We start from the raw sequence: 25,880 nt of genomic DNA on the forward strand, positions 1-25,880 counted from the left end.
TCACACATCGAAAACCACCAACGCCCGCCACCCGTCGCCCTCCGGCGCCACCTGAATCCGGTGATAAGTGACCGCCTTGATCTCCTGGACCACGCTGTGTCGCTCCGGCAAAAAATCACCGGTCTCGACTTCGGCCCGCAACTCGGTCTCCGTCAATTCGCGAATCTCCAGGCGACAGAGCACTTGGCCCTCACCGTTGAACAGATAAAGTAGCTCCCGCAACCAGTTGACCATCAAATCGGCCGGATCGGCGCCCTCCACTTCGATGTGGTGCACATGGCGCCGGGGCACGCTGCCGAGGCCCGGCAACAACTCCGCGAACAAGGCCCGGGCGGCATTGGCAAAGAGGTCGGTGGGATTGTCACCGAAGATCTCCATGCCCAAGTCGGCGGTGTGATCGGTCAAACGGTAGAACGGTCGCTCTTCGAACGCCATGGCCCTGCTCTCCCATCCATTTGGGAAATCATTAATGCGTGAACCCTAAGCGTCTGCCCCCATTGCATCACTCGCCCCCCGGCCCACCCGCCTCCGTGCGAGCACCGGGCGATGCCGCTTTTACGGTGGAAAACCCCTCTCCCAATACCCATGACAAAATAAAATTCATAGAATTCATTAACTTAAAACTTAACACGTAAAACTTAAAACTATCCATGCCACATGAATATCAAGCGCCAAGTAAAGCGCCCCAAACGCATCGATCACAACAAAAGCTCGCCGGTACGTTCGGTGTGATACCCGCCCAGGGAAGCGACCCGTTGCTTGAACCGCGAGCTGTTGATCACCGCCAGTAGGGACTGTACGGCCGGGGTATCGAAATGGGCTTGGGTGACCAACAGATCGTACTGCTCGGTGACCACCGGAATGAAATCCAATCCCAGGGCCCGGGCCGCGGCATGAATACCCAGCCCCACATCGGCGGCGCCGCTGAGGACCGCGGCCGCCACGGCCATGTGCGTAAACTCCTCGGTGGCGTAACCGGCGATGGTCGCGGGGTCCATGTCGAGTTGCTTCAGGCGGTAATCGAGCAGGATACGGGTCCCCGAACCGCCCTGGCGGTTGATGAACCGCACCTCCTCGCGGGCCAGGTCCTCGATGCCCTTGATCCCCTTGGGATTGCCGGCCGGCACGATCAACCCCTGGTCGCGCATCACCAGGTGGACCAAGCGCACCGGCACATCGGGTAAATAGCGCTGAATATAGCTCAGGTTGTAGCTGCCGGTGGCCTCGTCCAGCAGGTGGGTGCCGGCCATGTGGCACACGCCCCGCTTGACGGCCATCAATCCGCCCATGCTGCCCACGTGGCTGGACGAAAGGCTCAAATGGGCGCTTTGGGCGCGCAACTCGTCGGCCAGCAGGTCGAGGGTGTTGTCGTGGCTGCCCACCACCACGATGGTGTTGCTGATGGCCGCCGCCGGCTTGAGCAGTTCGGCGGTCACTGCGCCATCGGGGCCCACCCCCTCTGAATTGGCAGGAATGCGGATGATGCCGTCGGCCTCGGTGATGCTGGTGATCTGACCGGCGCCCCGCGGCAGGGCCGTGGCCACGCGCCGCTCGCCCACCTGCCCGATCTTGACGCGCACGAACTCCTCGACCCCCAGCTTGGAGGCCATTTTGCGGGTGGGCACCACCTGCATGGTGGGCCGCTGCTCGGGCAACTGGCCCAGCATGCGCGTCATCAGCGGCTGCACCAACTGCTCGAAGGCCATGATGGTGGAAACCGGGTAGCCGGGCATGCCGAACACCGGCGTGCCCGCCAGGGAGGCGGCGATGGTGGGCTTGCCGGGCATCATGGTCACCCCGTGGACCAGGATTTCGCCACGGGCTTCCAGGGTGGCGCGGGCAAAATCTTCGGAGCCGGCCGACGATCCGCCCACCAGCAGCACCATATGGGCGCCTTCGGCCACGGCCACGGCCACGGCATCGCCGATTCGCTGCACATCGTCGCCCACTGGATCGTGGCGTTGAAAAGTGCCGCCGGCAGCCTGAACAAGGGCCCCCAACAGATAGCTGTTGGATTCGATGATGCACCCCGGCGCCGGCGCCTCCGTCGGCCCCAGTCGCTGCCAGTCCACCAGCTCGGCGCCGGTGGGAATCACCGCCACCCGCGGGCGGGCCAGCACCGGCACCTCGAAAAGCCCGGCGGCCAGCAGCGCCCCGACACAATAGGGGGTGATCGGTTGCAGGCGGGCGAAAAGCATTTCCGTGGCCACGATGTCTTCGCCCATTTTGCGCACATGCTGCCAGGGATAGGCGGGCGCCTCGATCTGTATGTGTTCGGCGTCGACGGTCTGGACGTGTTCGATCATGATCACCGCATCGGTGCCGGGCGGCAGCAGGTGGCCGGTGTTGACCGGGAAGGCCTCCCTGCCGACGGCCAGCTGTTTGGGCCGGTCCGGATGGGCGCCGAAGGTGTGCTTGGCATTGACGGCGATCCCGTCCATGGCGGCGGCGTGATAGCCGGGGGAGGAAAACCTGGCGGTCACCGGCGCGGCCAATACCCGCCCCACCGCATCGGCCGTGGCCACCGTTTCGGTGCCCAAAGGGTTGTCGCCGAAGGCATCCAGCACGATCCGCCGCGCTTCCGCCAAAGACTTCATTTGCAGATATATATTGCGTTTGGGGGACACATCAAACTCCTTACACATCGCAAGGGACGTTGAAACATTAGCCATCGGCGCCCGGAAAATTTAGGCCTACCGTTCTATTGTTCTATCTTTCTTCTGTTATACCACTCTACCCTTCGACCATCCTCCTGTCTCAACGGCCGCCCACTCCTGTTTGCAACCACCACCGGCTGGTTCGATACCAGCGGGCAGTTACGCAGCGGTTCACGAAAGCATCATCAACACATCCACCTCGGCGCCTTTTTCCAGGCCCTCATCGTTGAGGTCCACCGCCACCAGGCCGTCGGCGGCCACCATGGTGCGGATCAGGCCCGAGGCGCCCAGCACCGGTTCGGCCCAAAGCGTGTCATCGCGCCGCACGAGCCGCACCCGCACGAAATCGACCCGCCCCTGGGCCGATGCCACGTTGCGCGTCAGTCGCGCCCTGACCCGCACATCGTCGTCGCTCCGACAACCGCCGATGCGCGCTAAGAACGGACGCACCAGGACAGTAAACACCACCATGGCCGAAGTCACGTGGCCCGGCAAACCCCAGAACGCTTTTTCGCCGCATTGGGCCAAAATGGTCGGCTTACCCGGGCTGATGGACACGCCGTGCACCAGAATGGCCGAGCGGGGCAGTGCCGCCAATACCTGCACGGTCAAATCGCGGGTGCCCACCGAACTGCCGCCCGAGACCAGCACCATGTCGGTTTCCGCCAATGCCCGGCGACAGGTGTCCAACAATCGGTCGTACTGATCCGGCACAATGCCGTAGCGTTGCGGCCGCCCCCCGGCTTGGCGCACCATCCCGGCCAGGGTGAGGCTGTTCACATCGCGTACCTGTCCCGGCAGAGGTTCCCGATCCACCGGCACCACCTCGTCGCCGCTGGAAATGATGCCCACCCGCGGCATGGCATGCACCCGCACCGATCCCACCCCGCAAGCGGCCAGCAGGCCGATCTCCTGGGGCCGCAAGCGACGACCCGCCGACAGCAGTACTTGGCCTGCGGCGGCATCCTCGTTCCGCGCCACCACGTGCTGGCCCGGCGCCACGCTGCGGTACACTTCAATGGTGCCCTCGTCCAACACCCCCACATGCTCCACCATCATCACACTGTCGGCCCCCTCGGGGAGCATGCCGCCGGTGGCAATGCGGGAGGCTTCACCCGGCCCCACCCGGTGATCCGGCACTTGCCCCATGGCCACCGAACCGACCACATTGAGATAGGCCGGGCTGCCTTCACCGGCACCGTAGGTGCCGTCGGCCCGCACGGCATAGCCATCCATGGTCGAGCGGTCGAAACCGGGAATGTCGCCGGGGGCCCTGAAATCCTCGGCCAACACCCGCAGCAGGGCATCCTCCAGATCCACCATCTCGGTTGCCACCGGCGCAAATCTCTCCCGCAGCGCCATCACCGAAGGAATATCCGTCACTTCAAAAAAGTGTTCCATCAACAATCCATCTCCACCATCAGGGTGCCAACCGCAGCGCCCCGATCATTGATTCATAAGGTCTCCATCCCAAACACGCGAAGGCGGCCTCATATGTATTGGAATTCGCAGCATCCTTCAAGGGAGGGACGACAATAATCCATTGACAATCAGCGCCACCCATGACCAATCAAGACACATAACCGAATGCGGTTACGCACAAAACCCCGCTCAACCCAACAAACTCAGCAAACCCAACAAACTCAACAAACTCAATCAACTCAACAAACACAACAGGAAGATCCATATGACCATTGAAGATGAAGAACTGACGACCTTCTTACTTGAACTGCACCGCGCCACGGGCGGCGACCCGGGGGCCCAAGCTTCCATGCACGCAGTGGGCGGTGTCATCGGCATGGACAAACAGCACGCGGGCAAGGTGGCCGAAGAGCTGATCGGCAAGGGCTGGGCCGAGGTCAGGACGTTATCCGGCGGCATCGGCATCACCGCCGAAGGCCTGGAAGCGGCCCGGGCAGCGGGCGGCGCTGCACCGGCGGCGGGCGGCGCGGTGCTGGGCAAGGGCCCGGTGTTGGACACCGCGGACCGTGAAACGGTGGCGGCTTTACTGGACCAGGTCCGCGCCACGGTGGCCGCGCTGAAACCGGGCTACACCACCCTGGAGGAGATGGTGCTGGACATCAAGACTTTGGAGGTTCAGCTGCTATCCCCCAAACCCAAGACCGCGGTGGTCAAAGCGGTCCTGGCATCGTTGCGGGCCGCCTTGCAAACCAACGGCGGGCGCGAGGCAGCACAGCGCATCGGCGAAACGACGGGCGAATAGGACGCACGCTACCGCAATTGCGCATCCGAGGCGCCCGGATGCGCAATGGAGCCGTTTAATCGATGCCCGGCATCATCACTGCGTCAATTTGCGATGAAGAGGAGCATGCGAAGCATGGCAGGCAATTACGCGACAATCGTACAAAACAATCTGGCGCGGTTCTTCGCCGGCGATTTGGACGAACGGGCGGCGGCGCTGCCGGCCCGCCGGGACAAGGACGCCCTTGTTTTCAGCGCCTTCGGGGCGGAGTGCCGTATGGCGGCGGAAGGCATCTTTTTGGACGGCACATTGGAATCGGGGCCGCGCGGCATCATCATCTCCCTTTACGGACTGCACGCCGTCGCCGATCCCTGCCGTACCGAACCGTGGCGCTCCTTCAAGGAGATGCCCGACAGCGCGCCCTATGCCGGCGCCTTCGTCAATCGCACCCAGCAGCCCCTGGTCCCTGCCGTGCCCCGCCTGGTGGACCGGCGCGATGCCGTCTACCGTCGTCTGGACGGCGGCGATGCGCCCGCCCAGGTGGGCGGCGACATCGCTTTCGTCGTCCGGCCGTTGCCCAAAATCGCCCTCTGTTACGTCTGCTACTTGCCGGATGAGGAATTTCCGGCCGGCGTGACCTGCCTCTACGCCAACAACGCCGACCGCTTTCTGCCCACGGACGCCCTGGCCGACGTGGGCGAATACACCACCCAGGCGATCCTGGACCTGCTGCAATAGAAAAGCCGGGGCGGCTCGAAACCTTCGGCCACCCCGGCTTGTCATCATCCAAGCGGGTCGCACAATTTCACTTGCAACCGCATACCGGAACCTATCCGTTGAGCAGCTGCTCCGCCTGCGCCACCACATTCGCGACGGTGAAACCGTATTTTTCCAGCACCGTGGCACCGGGCGCCGAGGCACCGAAGGTGTTGATGCCGATCACCTTGCCGGCAACGCCCACGTAACGCTGCCAGCCCATCTCGATGCCGGCCTCGATGGCCAGCCGGGCGGTCACGGCGGGCGGCAGCACCTCGTTTTTGTAGGTGTCGCTGTTTTTCTCGAACAACTCCCAACTGGGCATGTTGATCACCCGGGCGGCGATCTTCTTTTGCGCCAGCTCCGTCTGGGCCGCCAGCGCCAGGTGCACTTCGGCGCCGGTGGCGATGAGCAGGATGTCCGGTGCCCCCTGACAATCGGAGAGCACATAGCCGCCGCGGACCAACTGCCCATTGGTCTGTGAACGCTCCAGCACGGGCAGGTTCTGGCGGCTGAGGGCCACCACCACGGGGCTGTTGGTGCTGCGGATGGCCTGAATCCAGGCATCCACGGTTTCGTTGGCGTCACAGGGGCGCAGCACGGTCAGGTTGGGAATGGCCCGCAGGGAGGCCAGATGTTCCACGGGCTGGTGCGTCGGGCCGTCTTCGCCCACGGCGACGGAATCGTGGGTGAAGACGTAGATCAGAGGCAACCCCATCAGGGCCGCTACGCGGATGGCGGGCCGCACATAGTCGGCGAACACTAGAAAAGTGCCGCCGTAGGGCCGGATACCGCCGTGCAGGAACAGGCCGGACATAATGGCGCCCATGGCATGTTCGCGCACGCCGAAGCGAATGTTGCGCCCGTGGTAACTGCCCTTCTGGAACTCCGGCAAGCCCTTGAGAAAGGTGTTGTTGGAAGGCGCCAGGTCGGCCGAGCCGCCCATCAATGTCGGAATGCGTTCGGCCAGGGCGTTGAGCGCCTTGCCCGATGCGGCCCGGGTGGCGACGGCGCCGTCGGAGGGAGCGAAGGCGACCAGGTCTTTTTCCCAATCGCGGGGCAAAAAGTGGGTGACCGCATTGACCCATTGGTCGGCCAATTCGGGATGGGCCTTGGCATAGGCGGCGTGCAATGTGCGCCACTGTTCCTCGGCCGCCTGGCCGCGCTCGGCGGTTTGGCGGCAATGGGCCAGGGCATCCGCGGGCACGCAAAAGTGCTGGTCCTTATCGCACCCCAGAAAATCCTTGGCCAGGCAAACCTCCTCCACACCCAGGGGTGCGCCGTGGGCGTCGGCCGAACCTTGCTTGTTGGGACTGCCGTAGGCAATCTGGGTGCGCAGCACGATCATGGAGGGCCGTTCGGTCTCGGCACGGGCCGCCTGCAGGGCCTCCTCGATAGCCGCCAGGTCGTTGCCGTCGCTCACGGTCAGCACGTGCCAGTTGTAAGCGCTGAAGCGTTGCGCCACATCCTCGGTGAAGGCGATGTCGGTGCTGCCCTCGATGGAGATGTCGTTGTCGTCGTAGATGCAGATCAGGCGCCCCAACCCCAGGTGGCCGGCCAGGGAGGCGGCTTCCGCGGCCACGCCTTCCATCAAATCGCCGTCACCGCACATCACATAGGTGTAGTGGTCGACGACGGGATGATCGGGCTGGTTGAAGCGCGCGGCCATGTGACGTTCGGCCATGGCCATGCCCACGGCGTTGGCGAAGCCTTGCCCCAACGGACCGGTGGTGGTTTCCACACCGGGGGTGTGGGCATATTCCGGATGACCGGGGGTCCGGCTGCCCCACTGGCGGAACTGTTTGATATCGTCCAGGGAAAGATCGTAGCCGGTCAGGTAGAGCAGGCTGTACAGCAACATGGAGGCATGGCCGCCGGACAGTACGAAACGGTCCCGATCGGGCCAGTCGGGATTGCGCGGATTGTGCTTCATGACACGGGTCCAGAGCACGTAGCCGGCCGGCGCCAAGCCCATGGGCGCGCCGGGATGGCCGGAATTGGCTTTCTGGACGGCGTCCATGGACAAGGTGCGAATGACATTGACGCAACACTGGTCGATATTGGCTTCCGAGTCGGGTGTACGAGGGGCCATGGTGTTCCTTCTCCTTGAATCGAATTGGGGTCATGGGCGGCCCATGGGCCGACCCGCCACCGGATCACATCGAACGGGCAGCTTGATACAATGGATCGTCCTCGGATGCAAGGGGCGGAGCGAATCCCGGCAACCGTCCTTGTTCCATGGAGGGCCTACAAACCGCCATGATAGCGCGACCGGCCGTTACAACCCCCTCTGCCACTCGGACCGCAACCGCACCTTGCCGGCCAGCGCCTGGTCGATGAGGCCCAGCACCGCTTCCCGATCCTTGGGCAGGCGCGCCCGGATGGGCAGGTAGTTGGAAGCGTGGTTGGCGTGGAACAGCCCCTTGGAAAGGTGGGTGTGGGCGAACAGGGTGCGCAGTTCGGCCAGCATCTCCTCGGGTCCGATCAACGGGAACCGTCCGGCACGATAGTCCTCGTAAAGCGGCGTGTTGGGCACCAGCATCAGACTCAGGGCGCCCACGTAGTCCGGATCCATGGCCGACAGCACCTTGCCGGTGGCCTCGGCGTGCTCCCGGGAGCGCTCGCGGCCGGCGATGCCCAGAATCACCGTCACGGACAACTTGATACCGGCGGCCTTGGCTTTGCGGCCCATGGCGATCATCTGCTCGGCCGTGGCGCCCTTGTTGATGGCCTTGAGGGTGGTGTCGTCGCCGCTTTCCAGCCCCATATAGAGGATGCCCAGACCGTTGGCCCGCAGCTGCGCCAACTCCTCGGCGCTCTTCATATCGATGCTCTTGGCGTTGCCGTAGGCGCCCACCCGCGTCACCCACGGCAACTGTTCGCCAATGGCCTGCAAGATGGCCAGCAGTCGTTTCTGGGGAATGATCAGCGCATCACCGTCGCATAAAAAGAGACGCCTTTGCCGCCGGCAGTAGCGGGCCGCAAAGGCGATGTCCTGCATGATGATGTCGTCTTTCTTGATTTTGAACCGTTCGCCCCGGTAAGTGCCGCAGAAGGTGCACTTGTTGCGCGAGCACCCCACGGTCACTTGCAACAGAATGGAATTGGCCTCGCTGGGCGGGCGGATGATGGTGCCTTCGTAATGCATGCGTGCGTCGAACCTCCCTGTCGTTTTTTTGGCTGCAATGTAGCGCATGGCGACGTCCGCCGCAAGTTGATCGCCTTTTTCCTTTCACTCTGCGTCAGGAGCGATATAATGGAGTTGCGTCGATCCTTGCAAGACCGCCGGCGCATTTGTACGCACATGGCATTTTGCCCGGGGCGGCACGGCCTCTCGTCGCGCGCAACCCGGCACCCACAACGAAAGGAGAAAGAAGATGAAACCCATTGAACGCATTCTTTTCCCTGTGGACCTGACAGAAAATTCTGAAAAGTTGACCCCCTATGTGGCCACCATGGCCGAAAAATTCGACGCCGAGGTGCACGTTCTTTTCGTTGTGCGTATTTTTCAGTATTTCACCGATATTTACGTCGCCCCGCCATCGATCACGGTTTTCGAAACCGAGTTGGTGGAGGGTGCCCGACGAAAGATGGACGAGTTCGTGGAAAAACATTTCAGTGGATTGCCGCGCACCCAACGGGAGGTGGTGCTGGGCGATCCGCCCGACGCCATCCTCAGCTACATTCAGGAGCACCGGATCAACATGGTGATCATGGGCACCCATGGCCGCAAGGGTCTCGACCGGGTGCTGTTCGGTTCCGTGGCCGATCGGGTCATCAAAACAGCGGGGGTGCCGGTGCTGGTGATCAACCCCTTCTCGGCCGACTGACCGGACCCGGCCCAACGTTGCCGACAAGGGCTCGCGCGGGCGAGCCCTTCGCGTCAGGTCGCCGCCTGGCGCACCCATTTGTACAGTCCGGGATGGGTACAGACCTCATAGTATTTGCGCGAGGTGATCCGCACGATTTGCATGGTGGCCGGGTCCACGACGGGGATCTGCGATTCACGAACGATCAGGCGCTGATAGCGCCCGCTTTTGGTGGGAAATTTGCCCGCATAGAGGCTGGATTTGTGATCCGGCATTTCGCCGAAGCCCGCCGGCAACAGCTTCAAGTCGATCTCCCGGCCCAACTTTTCAAATCCGGCCGCACTCAATTCAATACCGTTGACGTTGTAGCGCACGAACAGGTCGTCGGTGGTGGCCGCCATCTCCTCATCGGACAAGGTCTGGAACACCCGCAGGCGGAAGGGGCTCTTCTTGTCGGTGAACATCCGCCGCCCCATCTTGGAGCAACTCGAGAGGCGATCGGCTTGGTTGATGGCCGGCGAAATCATGATACGGTGGCTTCCGTCGAACAGAAAGGTGGGGGTCTTGTCCAGATAGCTGATACCCACCCCCAGCTCCAGGACGGGCAGTTGGTTTTTGCGGTTTTTTTCGTTGTATCGCTGGATGATGATCAGCATATTGATGGCGATACCACAGGCGCGGGCCACCGCGTACCAGTCGCTGGGGGCGTTTTCGCGCTCGAAGATGGAGAGGATGACCGCATCCCCTTCGATGAACACCTTGGTCGCATCGTATTCCGAGAGAATCTCGGAGATGGGATCGAAAAAATTCAGGGCGAAATGGGAGGCCGGGTTCAAGCCCCGCTCGTTCATGTGGGAAGTGATATCGGTTGAGCCGCGTACATCGGCCTTGATCACCACGTGATTGATGATCGGCGCCTTGGTGGCCGCCTGCTCATGGGGAAGCAAAAACTCATAGAGGGTGTTGTTCTCCCGCGAAAGGGTGACCACCTTTTCATCGGCGGCGATGTGAACCCGCTCCATCGCCTCCTTGATGATGTCGCAATTGCTGGCGTCCCGGTGATAACGGGTAAAGGCGTTCAAAAAACGCACCAAGTGCCTTTTGCGTTTGGCGGTGGTGATATACTCCATGGACTTGAGTTTTCTGTCCAGCGGCGCCAGCGGGAAGGTGCGTCCGTAGATATTGACCATGCGTTTGAGCCGACTTTTGACTTGACGCCGGGCGCGGGGTGAAATCAGGTACTGGATGACCTGCTGAGGAGACAGCGGCGGGCAGTAGGTCAGATACTCCGGCTGCATCTCGTAAGAAGCGGCAATTCGATTGATCAGCCCCTTGCTCCGAAAGGCGCCGTAGAAAAAAGCCAGCGCTTGTTGCTGGCGCTGCATCATCCGCTTGGCACGGTCGATGGCTTCGGCCGACGCCTTCTGCTTTCTCAATGCCTGGTATTCGGACCGGGTCCGCTCCCGGTTGAGCAGCAAATCCACGTTGCCCAGATGGCACAACCAGCCATCGATCCGGCGCATGTAGGCCTTTTGGCGTTCGATCTCCGGCCCGGAAGGGTCTGCAGGGGTATTGGCCGCGCGCTGTTCGACCACAGGGCCGTCATCTGCCCGCCCCTGCCGGTCGAGCTGGGAGAACAGGTGGCGAATGAAAAAAAGCAGCGTCTCGTAACGATCGGGATCCTCGATGCGGCGCCCCAGGGCCAGATCGTACTCCGCCAGGGTGAAGAAGTCGTTGTCGGGGTTCAAGGCATGCAGGATGGCGGTGCCGATCACATCGGCAAAAAAGGGGGCGCGCCGGCCGAAGATGGCCTCGCGCATGGTCTGCAAGGCATTTCGTTCCACCTCGGCCCAGAATCCGCAAATTTCCAATCCGACCCGCTGAATGATGATCTCGCGATCCTGGAGCAGCAACTGCAGCCTGTGCTTCTGCTTGGGGGATTCGGACCAGTCGTTATGGGTGACCAGATCGGATTGGCGGGAGGACTTTTTAAGCATCCCCACAAGGTGATCGAACTGAAAACGGATCTCCCCCAGCAGCATCTTGACCACCGCCGCCTGTGCCAGGCATTCGATCTGGGGATCGCGCCGCGCTTTGGCCTTGTTGAGCGCATCGCCCATCACTTCCCGGAACAGTTGTTTGTATCCGTCGACCTCCTTGATCCAATTGCTTTGGGGCGACTCTGGACCTCGCTTTTCGATGCCGGCATGGCGCGCCACCAGTTGAGCCGCGATTTTACGGGTGGCATTGGTGAAGATTGGGCTGATCAGCACATCGTGGCGGATATTGTCCACCCCCGGCATCAGGCGGTCCAGGGAGAATGCGACCGTATAACTTTTCAGAGGAAAGTCGTCGAGGGGTGGCGGCGTATGTTGCTGAGCGAATCGGCCGAACATCGATGGGGTCACACTCCTATATTGGTCCACGGTATTGCATATTGCCCTTCGCGTATGATCGAAAAATAGCATACAGCCCCGTTTCTGTCCATCCGACCTTGGTTTGCTAAACGATTCGGACGGAAAACACCGCGCTGTCAATAGACTGCACAAACCGATCCCAATCCCAATCGAAATCGAAATCGGGATCGGCATCGACAATCAAGAACCCACCAACGCCTACCTTCCTATAAATAAGAAGAAATCGATTTCGATGCCTATCATGAGACTCCTCCCTGACCGTACCTTGCCGGTCCACACCCATCCTGTTTTACAGGCTGTAAAATATCCGGACAACAGTCGATGGATGCTAAGCCCCATCCATTCTCTTGCCGCCTCCCCTGCAACCACGACCGTGGCTCTCCTGGGACGGTCGCTGAGCGCCACCCATGCGCAACAAAGCGGTGGCACAAGGATTGCTCATATACCTTGTTGAAATTCGGACCAGCGCCGACCGCGCAATCCCGGCGAAGCGTTACCGGCGAAAGCAGAAACGTATTGTCCTCTGGAATCGGTGAAGCGATTGCTGAGACCACCCCAAAATAAAGGAGAGCACGGGCGTGATCCCTTCGACCACCAGCGTCGTTGCCGACCGCAATTCATATGTGCGCCGGTTGCTGCAGCGCGAAATGACCCGGGCGGGTTATATCGTGCTACCGGCGGACAGCGTACGGCAGGTACTGTTCTGGATCGAACGCCAAGCCAACCTGGCCCTGCTTGTGATCGATCCGGATTTTCCAGACACCAACCCAGACACTTTGTTGATCCGTATCCGTCGGCAATGTCCGGCGCTGCCGGTCATCGTCCACACCCATTTGGAAGAAAGAACGCTGCCGATCATGCGTCAGGGGTTGGCGAAACCCATCTTTATCGCCAAGGGGGGCAACAGCGTCGAGCCTCTACTAAGCGCAGTGGCGGCGGTTCTTCGTCCGACCGGTTACGAAGTTGCGTCCTCGCGCAACCGCTCGACACCGCTTCGATCCACTTTGCCGCCCAAGGTGCCTGCGGACAAACATCGGCGATGGGACAAGGAAAAAAATTAGCCATGACCGGCACCAACGCCGTTACGCCATCTCGCTCAGGCGCGGATGGCGACAAAACCATACCGACGCATCAAAACGCAAGGCGGTTTTCTACAAAACCCAGGCAGGGGGATTGGCCCATTGGAAATCGGGATCTGTATCGGTATCACGTCGAACCGAGGCGTAAAACGAAAAGGAGGTAATGGCATGGCAGAGCAAAAAGAACCCCAAGAGAAGAGCATCGGCACCATCACCCGTCGATCCATGCTCAAGGGCACGGTCGCCCTTGGTGCGGCAGCCATGACCGGTTCATGGGCGCTGAACATGGCGGCACCGGGCCGGGCGGAAGCCGCCCCGAAAAAGCTACCCGATTCATGGGATGAGACCTGGGATGTGGTGATCGTGGGTTCCGGCTTCGCCGGCATGGCGGCAGCGGCCGAAGCAGCCGGCGCAGGGGCCAAAACGGTGATCCTGGAGAAAATGCCCACTTACGGGGGCAACTCCATCATCAACGGTGGGGTCTATGCCGCTTGGGACAGTCAGTTTCATTACCGCCAGAATCTGAACTTGGGGGACGACAGCCCCGAACTGCACGCCGAAGACACCATCAAAGGGGGCGATTACTATAACCTGCCGGACCTTGTGCAGGTCGTCGCCAAAGGCGCGGCCCCTGCCCTGGATTGGATGATCAGCGAAGGGGGCGCCCGTGTCAGGCCCACCGTCACGCGCGCCGGCGGTCACAGCGCCTATCGCACCCACACGGGCGTGGCCGGTGTGGGGCGCGAATTCACGGATGCCCTGCGGCGCATCGCCGAAAAGCGGGGTGCCGCCATTGCCCTGAACTCGGAGGTAACTTGGATTTGGCGTCGCGACGCCTACCCCCAAAGCCCTGTATTGGGCCTGGAAGTCAAGCGGGGTCGCCGAACGTTGAACATCCGTGCCGATCGCGCCGTCATCCTCGCCTCGGGCGGATTCAGCTGGGATATCAAGATGCGCCTGGCCCACAACCCGCGCATGGTGGAATCCTTCAACTGCACCAACCAGCCCGGGGCGACAGGCGAAATGATCCGTTTTGCCCAGGCGGTGGGCGCCGACACCTTGCATATGAACTTCATTCAGCTCTATCCCTTCGCCGAACCGAAAACGGGCATTCTGGACACCCCGGCGGTTTATCCTTTCAACGGCCCGGGCTACGGCATTATTTACGTCAGCAAAGCGGGCAAACGGTTCGTCAATGAGTTGGAACGCCGGGATGTTTGCGCCTTTGCCCAGATCCATTTGGGACCGGATGCCAAACCCACCTGGTCCATTTTCAATGAGGCCATGGTGCTGAAAATGGGTGGCTCCAATGAAGAGGTGGCGGCCGGCATTGAAAAGGGACGCTTCATCAAAGCCGACACCATCGCCGAGCTGGCCGGCAAGCTCAATATCCCCGCCGCAGCGCTACAGGAGACCGTTGCCAAACACAACCAGTACATCGACGGCGGCAAGGACGCCGATTTCAACAAACCCATGACCAAGGCGATGATCCCATTGGCCGAGGGCCCCTTCTACGGCCTTGCCCAGTGGCCGGCGGTGCACCACACCATGGGCGGCATCCGCATCGATGACCGGGCCCGGGTCATCGATATTTTCGGCAACCCCATCCCGTCGCTCTTCGCGGCGGGCGAGGTGACCGGCGGGGTTCATGGGTCCAACCGCCTGGGCAGCAACGCCATTCCGGACGCCGTCTCTTTCGGGCGGGTGGCGGGCACCAACGGCGCCAAGGCCAAAACCGAAGCGTAGACGCAAGATATCCCGGCAGTTGTTTGCCGGTCACCAATGGCTGCGCAGGGTGCCGTCGCGAGGGACGGTGCCCTGTACCGACGAAAGGAAGGGCTGCCATGTCTAGCGGTTCTCGCTTCGGTGATTGGGCAACGGCAGGGGTGCTGGCGTTGATGGCTTTTGCCGCCGCAGGGGTAATGAACAGCGCCGGGGAACAAAGCGAACCGCGGCACGCGACGGCAACGCCGGCGCCCATGACCTGCGGCAGTTGCCACACCGATTATGATGGATTGCTCGCCGAGGACCACCCGAAGATCTCTGGGGATACGGTCGGCGCCTGCCTGGACTGTCATCCCACGGACCGAGCATCGCGCAGCGCGCGCAACTTGCTCTCCGCCCGCCTTCACCCGGCCCACCTGCCGCCCAAAGGCGATTTGGATTGCGAGCACTGCCACACGTGGCGCGCCGCCGAGCATTTCGGCCTGGCCGGCGTGACCGATGACAACCGGGGCGCCCCCACCGCCGAAGACATGCAATGGATGCGTGCCGGCATGCTCACATGGGTGGGGTCGGGCTTCCTGGATCATCTGCACGCCCGCGCGGGAATCGGTTGCGCCGATTGCCATGGCCGGCGCTTGCCGCCCGCCGAAACGACCCTGACCAACGAGCAATGCCTGGCGTGCCACGGGCCGCTGGAAAAGCTGGTCGAGCGGAGCACCCCCTCCGATTTCGCCGATCGCAACCCGCACCAATCCCATTTGGGAGAGATCGCCTGCACGGTGTGCCACAAGGCCCACATGGCATCCAGCGTGTACTGCCTCGGATGCCATCGCAATTTTGAAATGACCATACCCGGCGGTCAATAGGCGCGGCCCTATTTGCGGGTTCGGCCCAAACGCACCTCCACCGAGCGGGCATGGCCCTCCAGGCCTTCGATACGCGCCAGGTGAATGATGTCGGCGGCTTCCCTGCGGAAGGCTTCGGCCGTGTAGTGAAGCAAACTGGTCTGTTTCAGGAAATGGTTGACCGACAGGGCCGACGAGAAACGCGCCGTGCCGGCCGTGGGCAGCACATGGTTGGGGCCGGCCACGTAGTCACCCACCGCCTCGGGGGTGTGGGTGCCCATGAACACCGCGCCGGCATGGCGAATATCGCCGACCAGGGCGAAGGGATCCCGCACCTGCAATTCGAGGTGCTCGGGAGCGATGCGGTTGGCCAGTGCGACGGCGGTCGACAAGTCTTCGACCACCACCAGGGCGCCGAAGGCTTTCAAGGATTGTTCGGCGATCTCGCGCCGCGCCAGTTGCACCACCTGACGGACCAATGCGTCGCGCACGGCTTCGGCCATGGGCGCGTCATCGGTGATCAACACGGCCGATGCCAGGGGATCGTGCTCGGCCTGGGAGAGCAGGTCGGCGGCCACATGCTCCGGATCGGCGTGGGCATCGGCGATCACCAGCACTTCGCTGGGACCGGCGATGATATCGATCTGCACGGTCCCGGTTACCAACTTTTTGGCCAAAGTCACGTAAATGTTGCCGGGCCCCACGATCACATCCACCTTGCCGATGGTCTCCGTGCCGTAGGCCAGTGCCGCGATGGCCCAGGCGCTGCCGGCCTTGTAAACCGTATCCACGCCCGCCTTGGCGGCGGCCGCCAGCAGATAGGGGCTGACACCACCGTCCCGGTTGGGCGGGGTTACCATGACCACCCGCTCCACGCCGGCGATGCGGGCGGGAATGGCGCCCATCAGCACCGAGGTCACCAAGGGCGTTTCGCCGCCCCGCCCGCCGGGCACGTAGACGCCGGCGGCATCCACCGGATGCACCATCTGACCCAGGAAAGTACCCGGCCGCGGGGTGTCGAACCAGGAGCGGGGCAACTGCTTGCGGTGGAAAGCGGCGATCTGATCGGCGGCCCGATTCAAGGCGCGCATGAACTTGCGATCCACGCGGCTTCGGGCGGCCGCCATCTCCTCCGGGGTGACCACCATCCGCTCCGGGGTCATCGCCGGGGCGTCAAATTGGCGGGTGTAGGTCATCAGGGCCTGGTCCCCGTTCTTGCGGACATCCGCCAGGATTTTTTGCACGGCATTCAACTGTTTGCGATCATGACCCAATTTGCGGTCGATAATCCGCTGCAACCGTTTTTCCGCAGTCTGCGAGGGATACGGATATATTTTCATGGCGCCATCCTTTAAGTAGATATTGACTTCGCGCACACATTTTACGATAAATAGCGTTTTGTCAATCCCGAACGCATGTACATTTAGTTCGCTGAGCCATCAGCCCCAATCATCATTTCAAGGGAGGAACAACCCATCATGGCCCCTAAACGCATCTTCAACTTCAACGCCGGACCGGCCGCCTTGCCCCAAACCGTGCTGGAAGAGATTCAACAGGAGTTCCTGGACTTCAAGGGATCCGGCATGTCCATCACCGAAATCAGCCACCGTTCCAAGTGGTTCGACGATGTGATCAACGACGCGGTGGCGCGCACCAAGCGACTGTTCCACCTGGACGACCGCTACAAGGTGCTCTTTCTGCAGGGCGGCGCCAGCATGCAGTTTTGCATGATCCCGATGAATTTTCTGGCCGAAGGCCGCACCGCCGATTACGTCAACACCGGCACATGGTCCACCAAGGCGATCAAAGAGGCACAAATCCTGGGCAAGCCGATCAAGGTGGCTGCATCCTCCGAGGATCGCAACTTCGCCTATATTCCCAAGGACATCGCCTTCACCCCCGGCGCCACCTATGTCCACATCACCTCCAACAACACCATCAAGGGCACCCAATGGGCCCGATTTCCGGATACCGGCGGTGTTCCCTTGATCGCCGACATGTCTTCGGACATCTTCTCCCGGCCCTTCGATGCCGGCCGCTTCGGCCTCTTTTACGCCGGCGCGCAGAAGAATATGGGACCGGCCGGGGTTTGCCTGGTGGCGGTGCGCGACGACATGCTGGCCTTGACGCCCGCCACCCTGCCCACCATGCTCAAGTACACCACCCATGCCGACAAGAACTCCATGTTCAACACACCCCCCTGTTTCGCCATCTACACGGTGCAACTGGTGCTCAAATGGTTGGAAGAAACGGTGGGCGGCCTGGACAAAATGGCCCAACGCAACCAGCAGAAAGCCGACCTGCTGTACAACCTGATGGACGAAAGCGATTTTTACAACGGCACCGCCGACAAGGACAGCCGCTCGATGATGAATGTCACCTTCCGGCTACCGGACGAAGCACTGGAAAAGAAGTTCGTGGCCGAAGCCACCGAAGCCGGTTTCGGCGGGCTCAAAGGCCACCGCTCGGTGGGCGGCTGCCGGGCCTCCATCTACAACGCCACATCCGTTGAAGCGGTGCAAGCCTTGGTCGATTTCATGAAGACATTCCAAAGCCGCAACGGGTAGACCTGCATTTCCACACGGCCACAGGCCGGCCGCAATCGAATAAACCCCCGCTCCCATTTGGGCAGCGGGGGTTTCTTTTGGTTAGGGCAATACCAACCTTCGATCCATTCTAACCATTGCCGAACCTTCCATACCCTCAAGACCCATCGAGCTGCCGAACCAAGGTGCCGCGACGGCCATTGTCGGAATTTGGTTTTCCTTGACAACACCACGGATTACGCATAGTTACTAGTATAGTTGTCTTTTTCCGTGAAGCTGCAATACCGACCCGCATGAAACCACATTTTCCCGTCTTGGAGCGAACACCATAAACCGATTGCAAATCAACAGTGGGAGGCCGGCATGGACAAAATTCTTCGCATCAACATGAGTGGCGCCAACGGACCCGAGCTCAAGACCGAATCGCTGGGGGCATATGCCGGGCTGGGAGGCCGGGCCATGACCTCCACCGTCGTGGCACAGGAGGTGCCCCCCACCTGCCATGCGCTGAGTGCCGAAAACAAATTGGTCATCGCACCGGGCCTGCTGAGCGGCTCGGCCGCCGCCATGTCGGGACGGATATCGGTGGGGTGCAAAAGCCCGCTGACCGGCGGCATCAAGGAGGCCAACTCGGGCGGGCAACCCTCCCAACTGCTGGCCCGCTTAGGGTATGCGGCCATCATCCTGGAGGGGTGCCCCAAGGATGACACCCTTTACAAAGTGATCATCAACAAGGACGGCGTGTCCATCGACAAGGCCGACGATCTCAAGATGTTGGGCAATTACGACACCGTCGAGAAGCTGAGGGGGACCTACGGCGACAAGTTCGGCTGCATCTCCATCGGCCAGGCCGGTGAGATGAAACTGGGCGCCGCCACGGTGGCCTTCACCGACATGGAAGGGCTGCCGACACGGCATGCCGGACGCGGCGGCGTGGGGGCGGTGATGGGCGCCAAGGGGATCAAGGCCATCATCATCGACGACGCGGGCACCAAGATGCGCGAGCCCAAGGATCCGGAAAAGTTCAAGGCGGCCAACAAAGCTTTCGTGGCCGGTTTGCGCCAGCATCCGGTGACCGGACAGGGCCTGCCGGCCTACGGCACCAATGTGTTGACCAACGTGATCAACGAAGCCGGCGGCTACCCCACCTTCAACTTCAAGCAGGGCCAATTCGACGGGGCGGCCAAAATTTCCGGCGAAGCCCTGGCTGAAATGGAAAACAGCCGCGGCGGCGACGGCTCCGCCACCCACGGCTGCCACCGCGGCTGTGTGATTCGCTGTTCCGGTACCTTCTACGACAAGAACGGCCGCTTCGTGACCAAACAGCCGGAGTATGAAACCGTTTGGGCCCATGGGGGCAACTGCGGCATCGACGACCTGGATGCCATTGCCGAATTGGACCGCCTGGACGACGACTTCGGCCTGGACACCATCGAGATGGGGGCCACCATCGCCGTGGCCATGGACGCCGGCCTGGCACAATTCGGCGATGCCACGGCGGCCATCCGCTTGATCAAAGAGGTGGGCCAGGGCACCCCCCTGGGGCGCATCCTGGGCAGCGGCGCGGCGGTCACCGGCAGGGTGTTCGGTGTCGAACGGGTGCCGGTGGTCAAGGGGCAATCCATGCCCGCATATGACCCCAGGGCCGTGCAGGGTATCGGCGTCACCTACGCCACCTCCACCATGGGGGCCGACCACACCGCCGGCTACGCCGTGACCGCCAACGTGTTGGGGGTGGGCGGCAGCGTCGATCCGCTCAAACCCCAGGGGCAGGTGGAGTTGTCGCGCAACCTGCAGATCGCCACCACGGCCATCGATGCCACCGGGATGTGCCTGTTCATCGCCTTCGCCATCCTGGATCAGCCGGAGACATTCCAGGCGCTGATCGATCTGATCAACGGGTTCACCGGGTTGGACATGACCGGCGACGATGTGTCCGACTTGGGTAAGAAGATCCTCACCCAGGAGCGCACCTTCAATGCCCGGGCCGGCCTGACCGCCGCCCATGATCGTCTGCCCGACTATTTCAAGAACGAGCCCCTCACACCCCACAAAGTCACCTTCGGTGTGACGGACGAAGAGTTGGATCAGGTGTTCAACTTCTAAGCGCCGACCTTATAGACGCTAACCGAGGGGGCGCCGGCCGACGGCGCCCCCTTTTTTCTTCGTTCCGCAAGGAGTTGCCATGGAACCCGCCGCGACCCTCGACCTCCGATTGCCTGCCGAAACCGCCGCCCGCTTCACCCCGCTCTTCAGCGCAGGGGTGGGGATCGCCACCCGCACCGGCATCCCCCTGGTCAAATTGCTGTGCGACCAACTGGGCATCGACGAGAAATACCTCGATCAACGCGTGCAAACCATTTTCGTCAATGCCCGCGCCGTGGACGACGTGACACGTTTGACCGTGGACGACGGGGATGTGATCGCCCTGTCGGCGGCCATGCCCGGCCTGGTCGGGGCGACATTGCGCAAGGGGGGGGTGCTGGCAAGTTTCCGTGCGGCCATTTCCTACAGCAGCGGCGGCGGCCAAGGCGGCGGCGCCGGTTTCACGGTCGTCACCTTGAAGCTGTTCAATCTGGTGGCCCGCGAACTGGCGGCCGCGATCCTACGCGGTGGTATTTGGATCAAAGGAGGACGCCTGGCCGCTTTTCTGGAACAGACCACCCCACCACCCGATGACACAATGTCAGTCCGCTGGAACGGCAAGCCCGTTCAAAGTGACCGCTGGACCGCCCTGCCCTGGCCCGAGGGATGGGTCGAACTGCGGGTCGAAACACTCACGGTATAAGCCGCGGCAAGTCGGTTTGCAGCAACCATACCTTGTGAACCTCGTCATAGTGCCAGGTCTGTTGATAATCGACCGTGTGCAGCCGATTGGTGTCGAGCATGAAATACTTGAGGGCCACCTGCTGCACGATGGTGTTCATGTCCTCGGTCACATCCACATGGGTGGGCTTGTAGTCCACGATTTTAAGCAGCTTGGTCTTTTCCGGATCAAGGGGCTCGGCGGCCACCTGCGGATCCAGCAAGCGGCGCGCACCGGCGAAATCGCCATCGAGCAACGCCCTTCGGTAGAGGCGCTCCATATCATCGAAGCGGTCCAGGCGTTGCCGTTTGGCGATCCCGGCACAGGCCGTGAGGAGCAGAACAACCACCAGGGGCCACAACCAAAACGTTTTTCGCATACACGCTCCTTTCAAGCGCCTCGGCAAGGATTGTCGCGGGTCTGTATCCATCGCCAATTTAGCACCATTGACCATAAAAAAGCAAAGCCGCCTTACGGCGGCTTTGCTTTATAACGCTTTCATTCAATGTGGGCCGGCATCAGCGCCGGTCAGGGATCAATCACACAACTCGAACAGGGCCGCGGCCCCCATGCCGCCGCCGATGCACATGGACTCCACACCGTACTTCACGCCCTTGGCCTGCATGTTGGCCATCAGGGTGGCGCACAGCTTGGCGCCGGTGCAACCCAGGGGATGACCCAGGGCGATGGCGCCGCCGTGGATGTTGATGCGGTCCATGTATTTTTCCAGGCCGATTTCCCGGATGCTGTAAAGCGCCTGGGAAGCGAAGGCTTCATTGATCTCCCAAAGACCGATGTCATCGATGGTCATGCCGGCCATGTCCAGCAACTTGGGGATGGCGTAACGCGGTCCCACGCCCATCTCGTCGGCGCGGCAGCCCACGGTGGTGTACATCTTGAGCTTGGCAATGGGTTTGACACCCAGCTCTTTGACCATCTCACCGCTCATGAGCACCGTGGCAGCGGCGCCGTCGGTGGTCTGGGAAGAGTTGCCGGCCGTCACCGAACCGGTCAGGGAGAAAGCCGGGCGCAGCTTGGCCAACCCTTCGACGGTGGTTTCGGCCCGCACGCCGTCATCGAAATCCTGCAAGAAGGTCTCTTTCTTGTAGGTGCCGTCGGCCTGGAGCACGAACTTGGTGGCCGGCGTGGGCACGATTTCGGTGAACAGGCCGTTCTTTTGGGCATGGGCCGCCTTCATCTGGGACTGGTAGGCGAACTCGTCCTGCTGCTCGCGGGTCACGTTGTAACGATTGGCCACATTCTCTGCCGTGGTGCCCATGGAGATGAACAATTTGATCTCATCCTCGTTCGCCTGGGGATAAGGCCGGGGCAGGTTGCCGCCCATGGGCACATAGGTCATGGATTCGATGCCGCCGCCGACGATCACATCGGCCCATCCGGCCTGGATGCGCATGGCGCTCAGGGCGATGGCCTCCAGACCCGAGGCGCAGAACCGGTTGACCGTGGCACCGGACACCTTGTCGGGGAAACCGGCCAGCCTGGCGGCATTGCGGCCGATGTTCAGGCCCTGCTCCGCCTCGGGGAAAGCACAGCCGATCATGACATCATCGATCTGCTGGGGATCGAGCTGGGGAATCTTCTCCACCGATGCTTTCAGGATGAAGGAGAGCAGATCCAATGGCAAGGTATCTTTAAGGGCCCCTTTGGCCCGCTTGCAACCGGGCGTCCGGACCGAACTGACGATATAAGCTTCTTTCATAGTGTCCCTCCAAAAGAGATGTTGGGTTGTTGACGACGCTTTTCGGCTTCGCTGCAATCGATACGGTTAGTTGCGCAGCGGCTTGCCGGTTTTGAGCATATGGTCGATCCGGGCCAGGGTCTTCTCCTGCCGCAACAGATCCACGAAGGTCGCGCGCTCGATGGCCAGCAGGGCATCCTCGCTCATGTAGGCGCCGGTGCGTGCCTGGCCACCGCTGATGACCGTGGCGATGCGCTTGACCAGGTAGGCATCGTATTCACTGACATAACCGGCCGCCTGCATGTTGAGCAATTCCGCCCGGACCATGCCCTGGGCCGCTTCACCGAACACCCGCAAGGGGCGTTTGAACGGCGGCGTGTAGCCGTCGTCGGCCATGCGCAGCACTTCCTTCTTGGCTTCGCCGATCAGGTGGTCGCGGTTGAAGATGATCCGGTCCTTGGGACCGAGAAAGCCGGTGGCGCGGGCTTCGGCTGCCGACATGGACACCTTGGCCATGGCGATGGCCTGGAACACGGGCAGGAAGAACTTGGTCAGCTCCACTTCGCCCACCGACTCGGGAACGTTCTCCAGCACCTTGCGCCACAGGGCGGAGCAGCCGGTGCCGCCGGGCAGCAGACCGACGCCGATCTCCACCAAGCCGATGAAAAGGTCGGCGTGGGCCACAATCCGGTCGGCGCCCAGGCAAATCTCGGCACCACCACCCAAGGCCAGGCCGAAAGGCGCCGCCACCACCGGGTAGTGGCTGTAACGGCTGAGCTGGATGGCCTCCTGGAGCCGCTTGACGGCCGCCTCAATGTCGGCGAAGGCGCCGGCCTGGGCCCCTTCGTACACCTGCCGCAAGTCCGCGCCGGCGGAAAATGCGCCGGGCATGCCGCCGGCCTGGTTGCCGATGACCAGGCCGACACCATTGGCGTCCACATAGTCATGGGCCTTTTCCAGAAATTCGACGATCTCGTCGTTGAGGGAATTCATTTTGGTGTGGAACTCGGCGCAGAAAACCCCGTCGCCCAGGTCCACCAGAGTGGCGGACGAATTCCCGAGGACCGTTTTGTTGTCCGCCTTGAGCACGTCCAGGGAGATCATGGTGGGGCTGGTCTCGATGGGCTTGTAGCTTGCGGATGCGAAATCGAAGAAGAAACGCTTGCCGCCTTCCACCTTGTAAAAGGATTGGTTGCCCCCGGCCAGCATCTTCTTGATCTTTTCCGGCACCGGCAGGCCGTCTTTTTCCATGCGGTCCACAACCTTCTGCACGCCCATCAGGTCCCACCCCTCGAAGGGACCGCGTTCCTGGCCGAAACCCCAGCGCATGGCGTTGTCCACTTCCACGATGGTGTCGGCGATCTCGGGAATGCGATTGGCTGCATAAATCAGGTTCTCGGCCACGGCGCGCCAGACAAATTGCGACCCCTTGTCGTCACCGAAGACCATGGCCTGGATCTTCTCTTCGGGCGTCTTGGCCTTGGCGGCGGCTTCCAGGCAGGGAAAGGAGGGTTTGTCGTAGGTGTTGTACTCCAGGGAGTTCAGGTCGATGACCTTGCGGATCTTCTTCCATTCGGGGGTCAGATCGGTTTTGTAAAAGCCGCCCTTGGTCTTGTTGCCCAGCATCTTCTTTTCCAGCATCTTGTCGATGAAATCGGGCAGCACAAAGCTCTCGCGGGCCTCGTCATCCTGGACCAGATCGTAGGTGTTCTTGGCCACGTGGGACATGATGTCCAGACCCACCAGGTCGATGGTCTTGAACATGCCGGTCTTGGGCCGGCCCATGGCGGGGCCGAAAAGCGCATCCACCTCGGGCACCGTCATGCCCATCTCCACCACCAATTGCATGGTGCGGGCCGACGACTGGGCGCCGATGCGGTTGCCGACGAAATTTGGGGTATCCTTGGCCCAGACGATACCCTTGCCCAGTTTGCGCTCGCCGAATTCGGCCATGAACTGCAGCACCTCGGGCAGGGTCTCCTCGCCGGGGATGATTTCCAGCAACTTCATGTAGCGCACCGGGTTGAAAAAGTGGGTACCCAGAAAATGCTGCTTGAATTCCTTGCTCAACCCCTCGCTCATGGCCTTGAGGGGAATACCGGAGGTGTTGGACGAAATCACGGCATCGGCCTTGCGCACCTTTTCCAGCCGTTTGAGCAGGTCTTGCTTGATCTTGAGGTTTTCCACCACCACCTCGACGATCCAGTCGCAACCCGCCAGCTTGTCGAAATCGTCCTCCATGTTGCCGATGCTGATCAGATCGATATCCTTGCGCTGCATCAGCGCCGCCGGTTTGGCCTTGCGGATGTTTTCCAAACCCGCCATGACGATACGGTTGCGCGCCTTGGGATCTTTTTTCTCCTCGTCCTTCAGGTCCGGTGGAACAATGTCCAGCAAAAGTGTTTTGATGCCGGCACTGGCCAACAGAGCGGCAATGCCGCCACCCATGACACCGGATCCTATGACCGCTGCCTGTCTGATTTTTCTAACCATGAGCCCTCCTAATACCAATTTGCTGTGAATTCACCGGAACTTTGAGGATCACCAAGCGATCCGGCCACCCCAAGGGTGCTTAAAAGGATAAATGAATGAGCGTTCATTCATTTATCAGAAGGAACGAAACCGTGTCAAGGGGAAAAGCGTGTTCGCGCAAAGGGCACGGATCCGGATACGAACAGTGTTGCACGCCGGTCCAGAATCACGGTTGCAAGGTTCGGCGACCAGCGGATCGGGAGTTGAGCGACGAGGGGCACACGCAAGCACGGGCCCTTGCAGGCGGATTACGTGTTATTGCGCTGCATAGGCGGCTTTAAGCTTTTCGAAGATGGGACGGATCTTGTGTTCCACCTGCCGAGAGTCCCGGTCCACGCAGTCATGACGCACTCCCTTGCGGTCGCTTTTACGGTTTTACAAATCCAGTCGATTATGCCATCATGCGCTCTATTCAGCAAGCACTGCATGAGACGCCAAGAGGTCCCCAAGCAATGACCGACATTAACGATATCGTACTGATATATTTAGATGAGAAACCACTTTCCTTCGCACGGGTGGAGGCGATCGAACCTGATATCAAGCGGGACTGGTATCACGTCAAACTGTTGTTGCTGCAGGTGCCCCTGCAGGTGGTGACTTGGATCCTGCGCGATGTCTACATCAATGGTGAAACGTTCACCATGGACGGTAAACCGCTGCGCCTGGAACGGGTGGTCAGCCCGGAACCCACTGCCAGCGAGAAGCCGGCGATACCGCCATCCACGGATGCGGACAACGCCCCTCCGCAGAACGGCAGCCCCCGGAGCAATGTGATCGCACTGCACGATTTAAAAAAGAAATCCTGA

Annotated in this window: 20 protein-coding genes; 10 read left to right on the forward strand and 10 right to left on the reverse strand. The window is 61.4% G+C overall.

From position 1 onward, the window contains the following. The 3 genes from MRX98_RS04740 to MRX98_RS04750 all read right to left on the reverse strand — a co-directional run bounded on the left by MRX98_RS04740 (position 1) and on the right by MRX98_RS04750 (position 4,058). Positions 1-435, reverse strand: coding sequence for an archease (locus MRX98_RS04740; RefSeq protein WP_246903451.1), 435 nt, complete (start codon positions 433-435; stop codon positions 1-3). A 263-nt stretch (positions 436-698) separates the two neighbouring features. Next, positions 699-2,627, reverse strand: a complete 1,929-nt coding sequence (locus MRX98_RS04745) for a molybdopterin biosynthesis protein (RefSeq protein WP_246903453.1) — start codon at positions 2,625-2,627, stop codon at positions 699-701. A gap of 201 nt (positions 2,628-2,828) precedes the next feature. After that, on the reverse strand, positions 2,829-4,058 hold the full coding sequence (locus tag MRX98_RS04750) for a molybdopterin molybdotransferase MoeA (protein ID WP_246903455.1): 1,230 nt from the start codon (positions 4,056-4,058) through the stop codon (positions 2,829-2,831). A gap of 286 nt (positions 4,059-4,344) precedes the next feature. Here MRX98_RS04750 and MRX98_RS04755 point away from each other — a divergent pair, with 286 nt between their 5' ends. Both MRX98_RS04755 and MRX98_RS04760 read left to right on the forward strand, forming a co-directional pair. Further along, positions 4,345-4,881 carry a hypothetical protein gene (locus MRX98_RS04755; protein ID WP_246903458.1) on the forward strand — a complete coding sequence of 179 codons (537 nt, stop codon included), beginning with the start codon at positions 4,345-4,347 and terminating at the stop codon, positions 4,879-4,881. Between the two features lie 114 nt (positions 4,882-4,995). Then, entirely contained in the window at positions 4,996-5,598 is a 603-nt protein-coding gene (locus MRX98_RS04760; RefSeq protein WP_246903461.1) for a DUF3786 domain-containing protein, read from the forward strand. A gap of 91 nt (positions 5,599-5,689) precedes the next feature. On the opposite strand, the gene tkt is transcribed toward MRX98_RS04760, so the two are convergent. Together tkt and MRX98_RS04770 are read right to left on the reverse strand one after the other, a co-directional pair. Beyond that, entirely contained in the window at positions 5,690-7,708 is a 2,019-nt protein-coding gene (tkt, locus tag MRX98_RS04765) for a transketolase (RefSeq protein WP_246903463.1), read from the reverse strand. 186 nt (positions 7,709-7,894) lie between these two features. Further along, positions 7,895-8,764: a radical SAM protein gene (locus MRX98_RS04770; protein WP_246903465.1), complete on the reverse strand. Its 870-nt coding sequence runs from the start codon at positions 8,762-8,764 to the stop codon at positions 7,895-7,897. A 229-nt stretch (positions 8,765-8,993) separates the two neighbouring features. Here MRX98_RS04770 and MRX98_RS04775 point away from each other — a divergent pair, with 229 nt between their 5' ends. After that, positions 8,994-9,446 (forward strand): universal stress protein, encoded by a 453-nt coding sequence (locus MRX98_RS04775; protein WP_246903467.1) that lies wholly within the window; start codon positions 8,994-8,996, stop codon positions 9,444-9,446. Between the two features lie 53 nt (positions 9,447-9,499). On the opposite strand, the gene MRX98_RS04780 is transcribed toward MRX98_RS04775, so the two are convergent. Then, positions 9,500-11,821, reverse strand: a complete 2,322-nt coding sequence (locus tag MRX98_RS04780; protein ID WP_246903470.1) for a nucleotidyl cyclase domain-containing protein — start codon at positions 11,819-11,821, stop codon at positions 9,500-9,502. 599 nt (positions 11,822-12,420) lie between these two features. Between MRX98_RS04780 and MRX98_RS04785 the strand changes: the two genes are divergently transcribed. The 3 genes from MRX98_RS04785 (at position 12,421) to MRX98_RS04795 (ending at position 15,512) form a co-directional block, all read left to right on the forward strand. Then, a complete protein-coding gene (locus MRX98_RS04785; protein WP_246903473.1) occupies positions 12,421-12,903 on the forward strand; it encodes a response regulator in 483 nt (160 codons plus the stop codon). Positions 12,904-13,089: 186 nt separating this feature from the next. Next, on the forward strand, positions 13,090-14,667 hold the full coding sequence (locus MRX98_RS04790; protein ID WP_246903475.1) for a flavocytochrome c: 1,578 nt from the start codon (positions 13,090-13,092) through the stop codon (positions 14,665-14,667). Between the two features lie 98 nt (positions 14,668-14,765). Beyond that, entirely contained in the window at positions 14,766-15,512 is a 747-nt protein-coding gene (locus tag MRX98_RS04795) for a cytochrome c3 family protein (protein ID WP_246903479.1), read from the forward strand. Positions 15,513-15,520: 8 nt separating this feature from the next. On the opposite strand, the gene hisD is transcribed toward MRX98_RS04795, so the two are convergent. After that, positions 15,521-16,831: a histidinol dehydrogenase gene (gene hisD / locus MRX98_RS04800; RefSeq protein ID WP_246903482.1), complete on the reverse strand. Its 1,311-nt coding sequence runs from the start codon at positions 16,829-16,831 to the stop codon at positions 15,521-15,523. Positions 16,832-16,969: 138 nt separating this feature from the next. Between hisD and serC the strand changes: the two genes are divergently transcribed. The 3 genes from serC to MRX98_RS04815 all read left to right on the forward strand — a co-directional run bounded on the left by serC (position 16,970) and on the right by MRX98_RS04815 (position 20,825). Continuing rightward, positions 16,970-18,058 (forward strand): 3-phosphoserine/phosphohydroxythreonine transaminase, encoded by a 1,089-nt coding sequence (gene serC / locus MRX98_RS04805; RefSeq protein ID WP_246903485.1) that lies wholly within the window; start codon positions 16,970-16,972, stop codon positions 18,056-18,058. A gap of 342 nt (positions 18,059-18,400) precedes the next feature. Next, positions 18,401-20,143 carry an aldehyde ferredoxin oxidoreductase family protein gene (locus tag MRX98_RS04810; RefSeq protein ID WP_246903487.1) on the forward strand — a complete coding sequence of 581 codons (1,743 nt, stop codon included), beginning with the start codon at positions 18,401-18,403 and terminating at the stop codon, positions 20,141-20,143. 79 nt (positions 20,144-20,222) lie between these two features. Further along, complete coding sequence (locus MRX98_RS04815) at positions 20,223-20,825, forward strand: hypothetical protein (RefSeq protein ID WP_246903489.1); 603 nt, start codon at positions 20,223-20,225, stop codon at positions 20,823-20,825. On the opposite strand, the gene MRX98_RS04820 is transcribed toward MRX98_RS04815, so the two are convergent. The 3 genes from MRX98_RS04820 to MRX98_RS04830 form a co-directional block, all read right to left on the reverse strand. Next, positions 20,815-21,222 carry a hypothetical protein gene (locus MRX98_RS04820; protein ID WP_246903491.1) on the reverse strand — a complete coding sequence of 136 codons (408 nt, stop codon included), beginning with the start codon at positions 21,220-21,222 and terminating at the stop codon, positions 20,815-20,817. The two genes, MRX98_RS04815 and MRX98_RS04820, sit on opposite strands and share 11 nt — an antisense overlap. Before the next feature lie 156 nt (positions 21,223-21,378). Further along, positions 21,379-22,563 carry a thiolase family protein gene (locus tag MRX98_RS04825; protein ID WP_246903493.1) on the reverse strand — a complete coding sequence of 395 codons (1,185 nt, stop codon included), beginning with the start codon at positions 22,561-22,563 and terminating at the stop codon, positions 21,379-21,381. 66 nt (positions 22,564-22,629) lie between these two features. Beyond that, entirely contained in the window at positions 22,630-25,035 is a 2,406-nt protein-coding gene (locus MRX98_RS04830; protein ID WP_246903495.1) for a 3-hydroxyacyl-CoA dehydrogenase/enoyl-CoA hydratase family protein, read from the reverse strand. 491 nt (positions 25,036-25,526) lie between these two features. Here MRX98_RS04830 and MRX98_RS04835 point away from each other — a divergent pair, with 491 nt between their 5' ends. Further along, positions 25,527-25,880, forward strand: a complete 354-nt coding sequence (locus MRX98_RS04835; protein ID WP_246903498.1) for a hypothetical protein — start codon at positions 25,527-25,529, stop codon at positions 25,878-25,880.

The organism is Desulfatitalea alkaliphila, assembly GCF_022968795.1.
GTDB lineage: Bacteria > Desulfobacterota > Desulfobacteria > Desulfobacterales > Desulfosarcinaceae > Desulfatitalea > Desulfatitalea alkaliphila.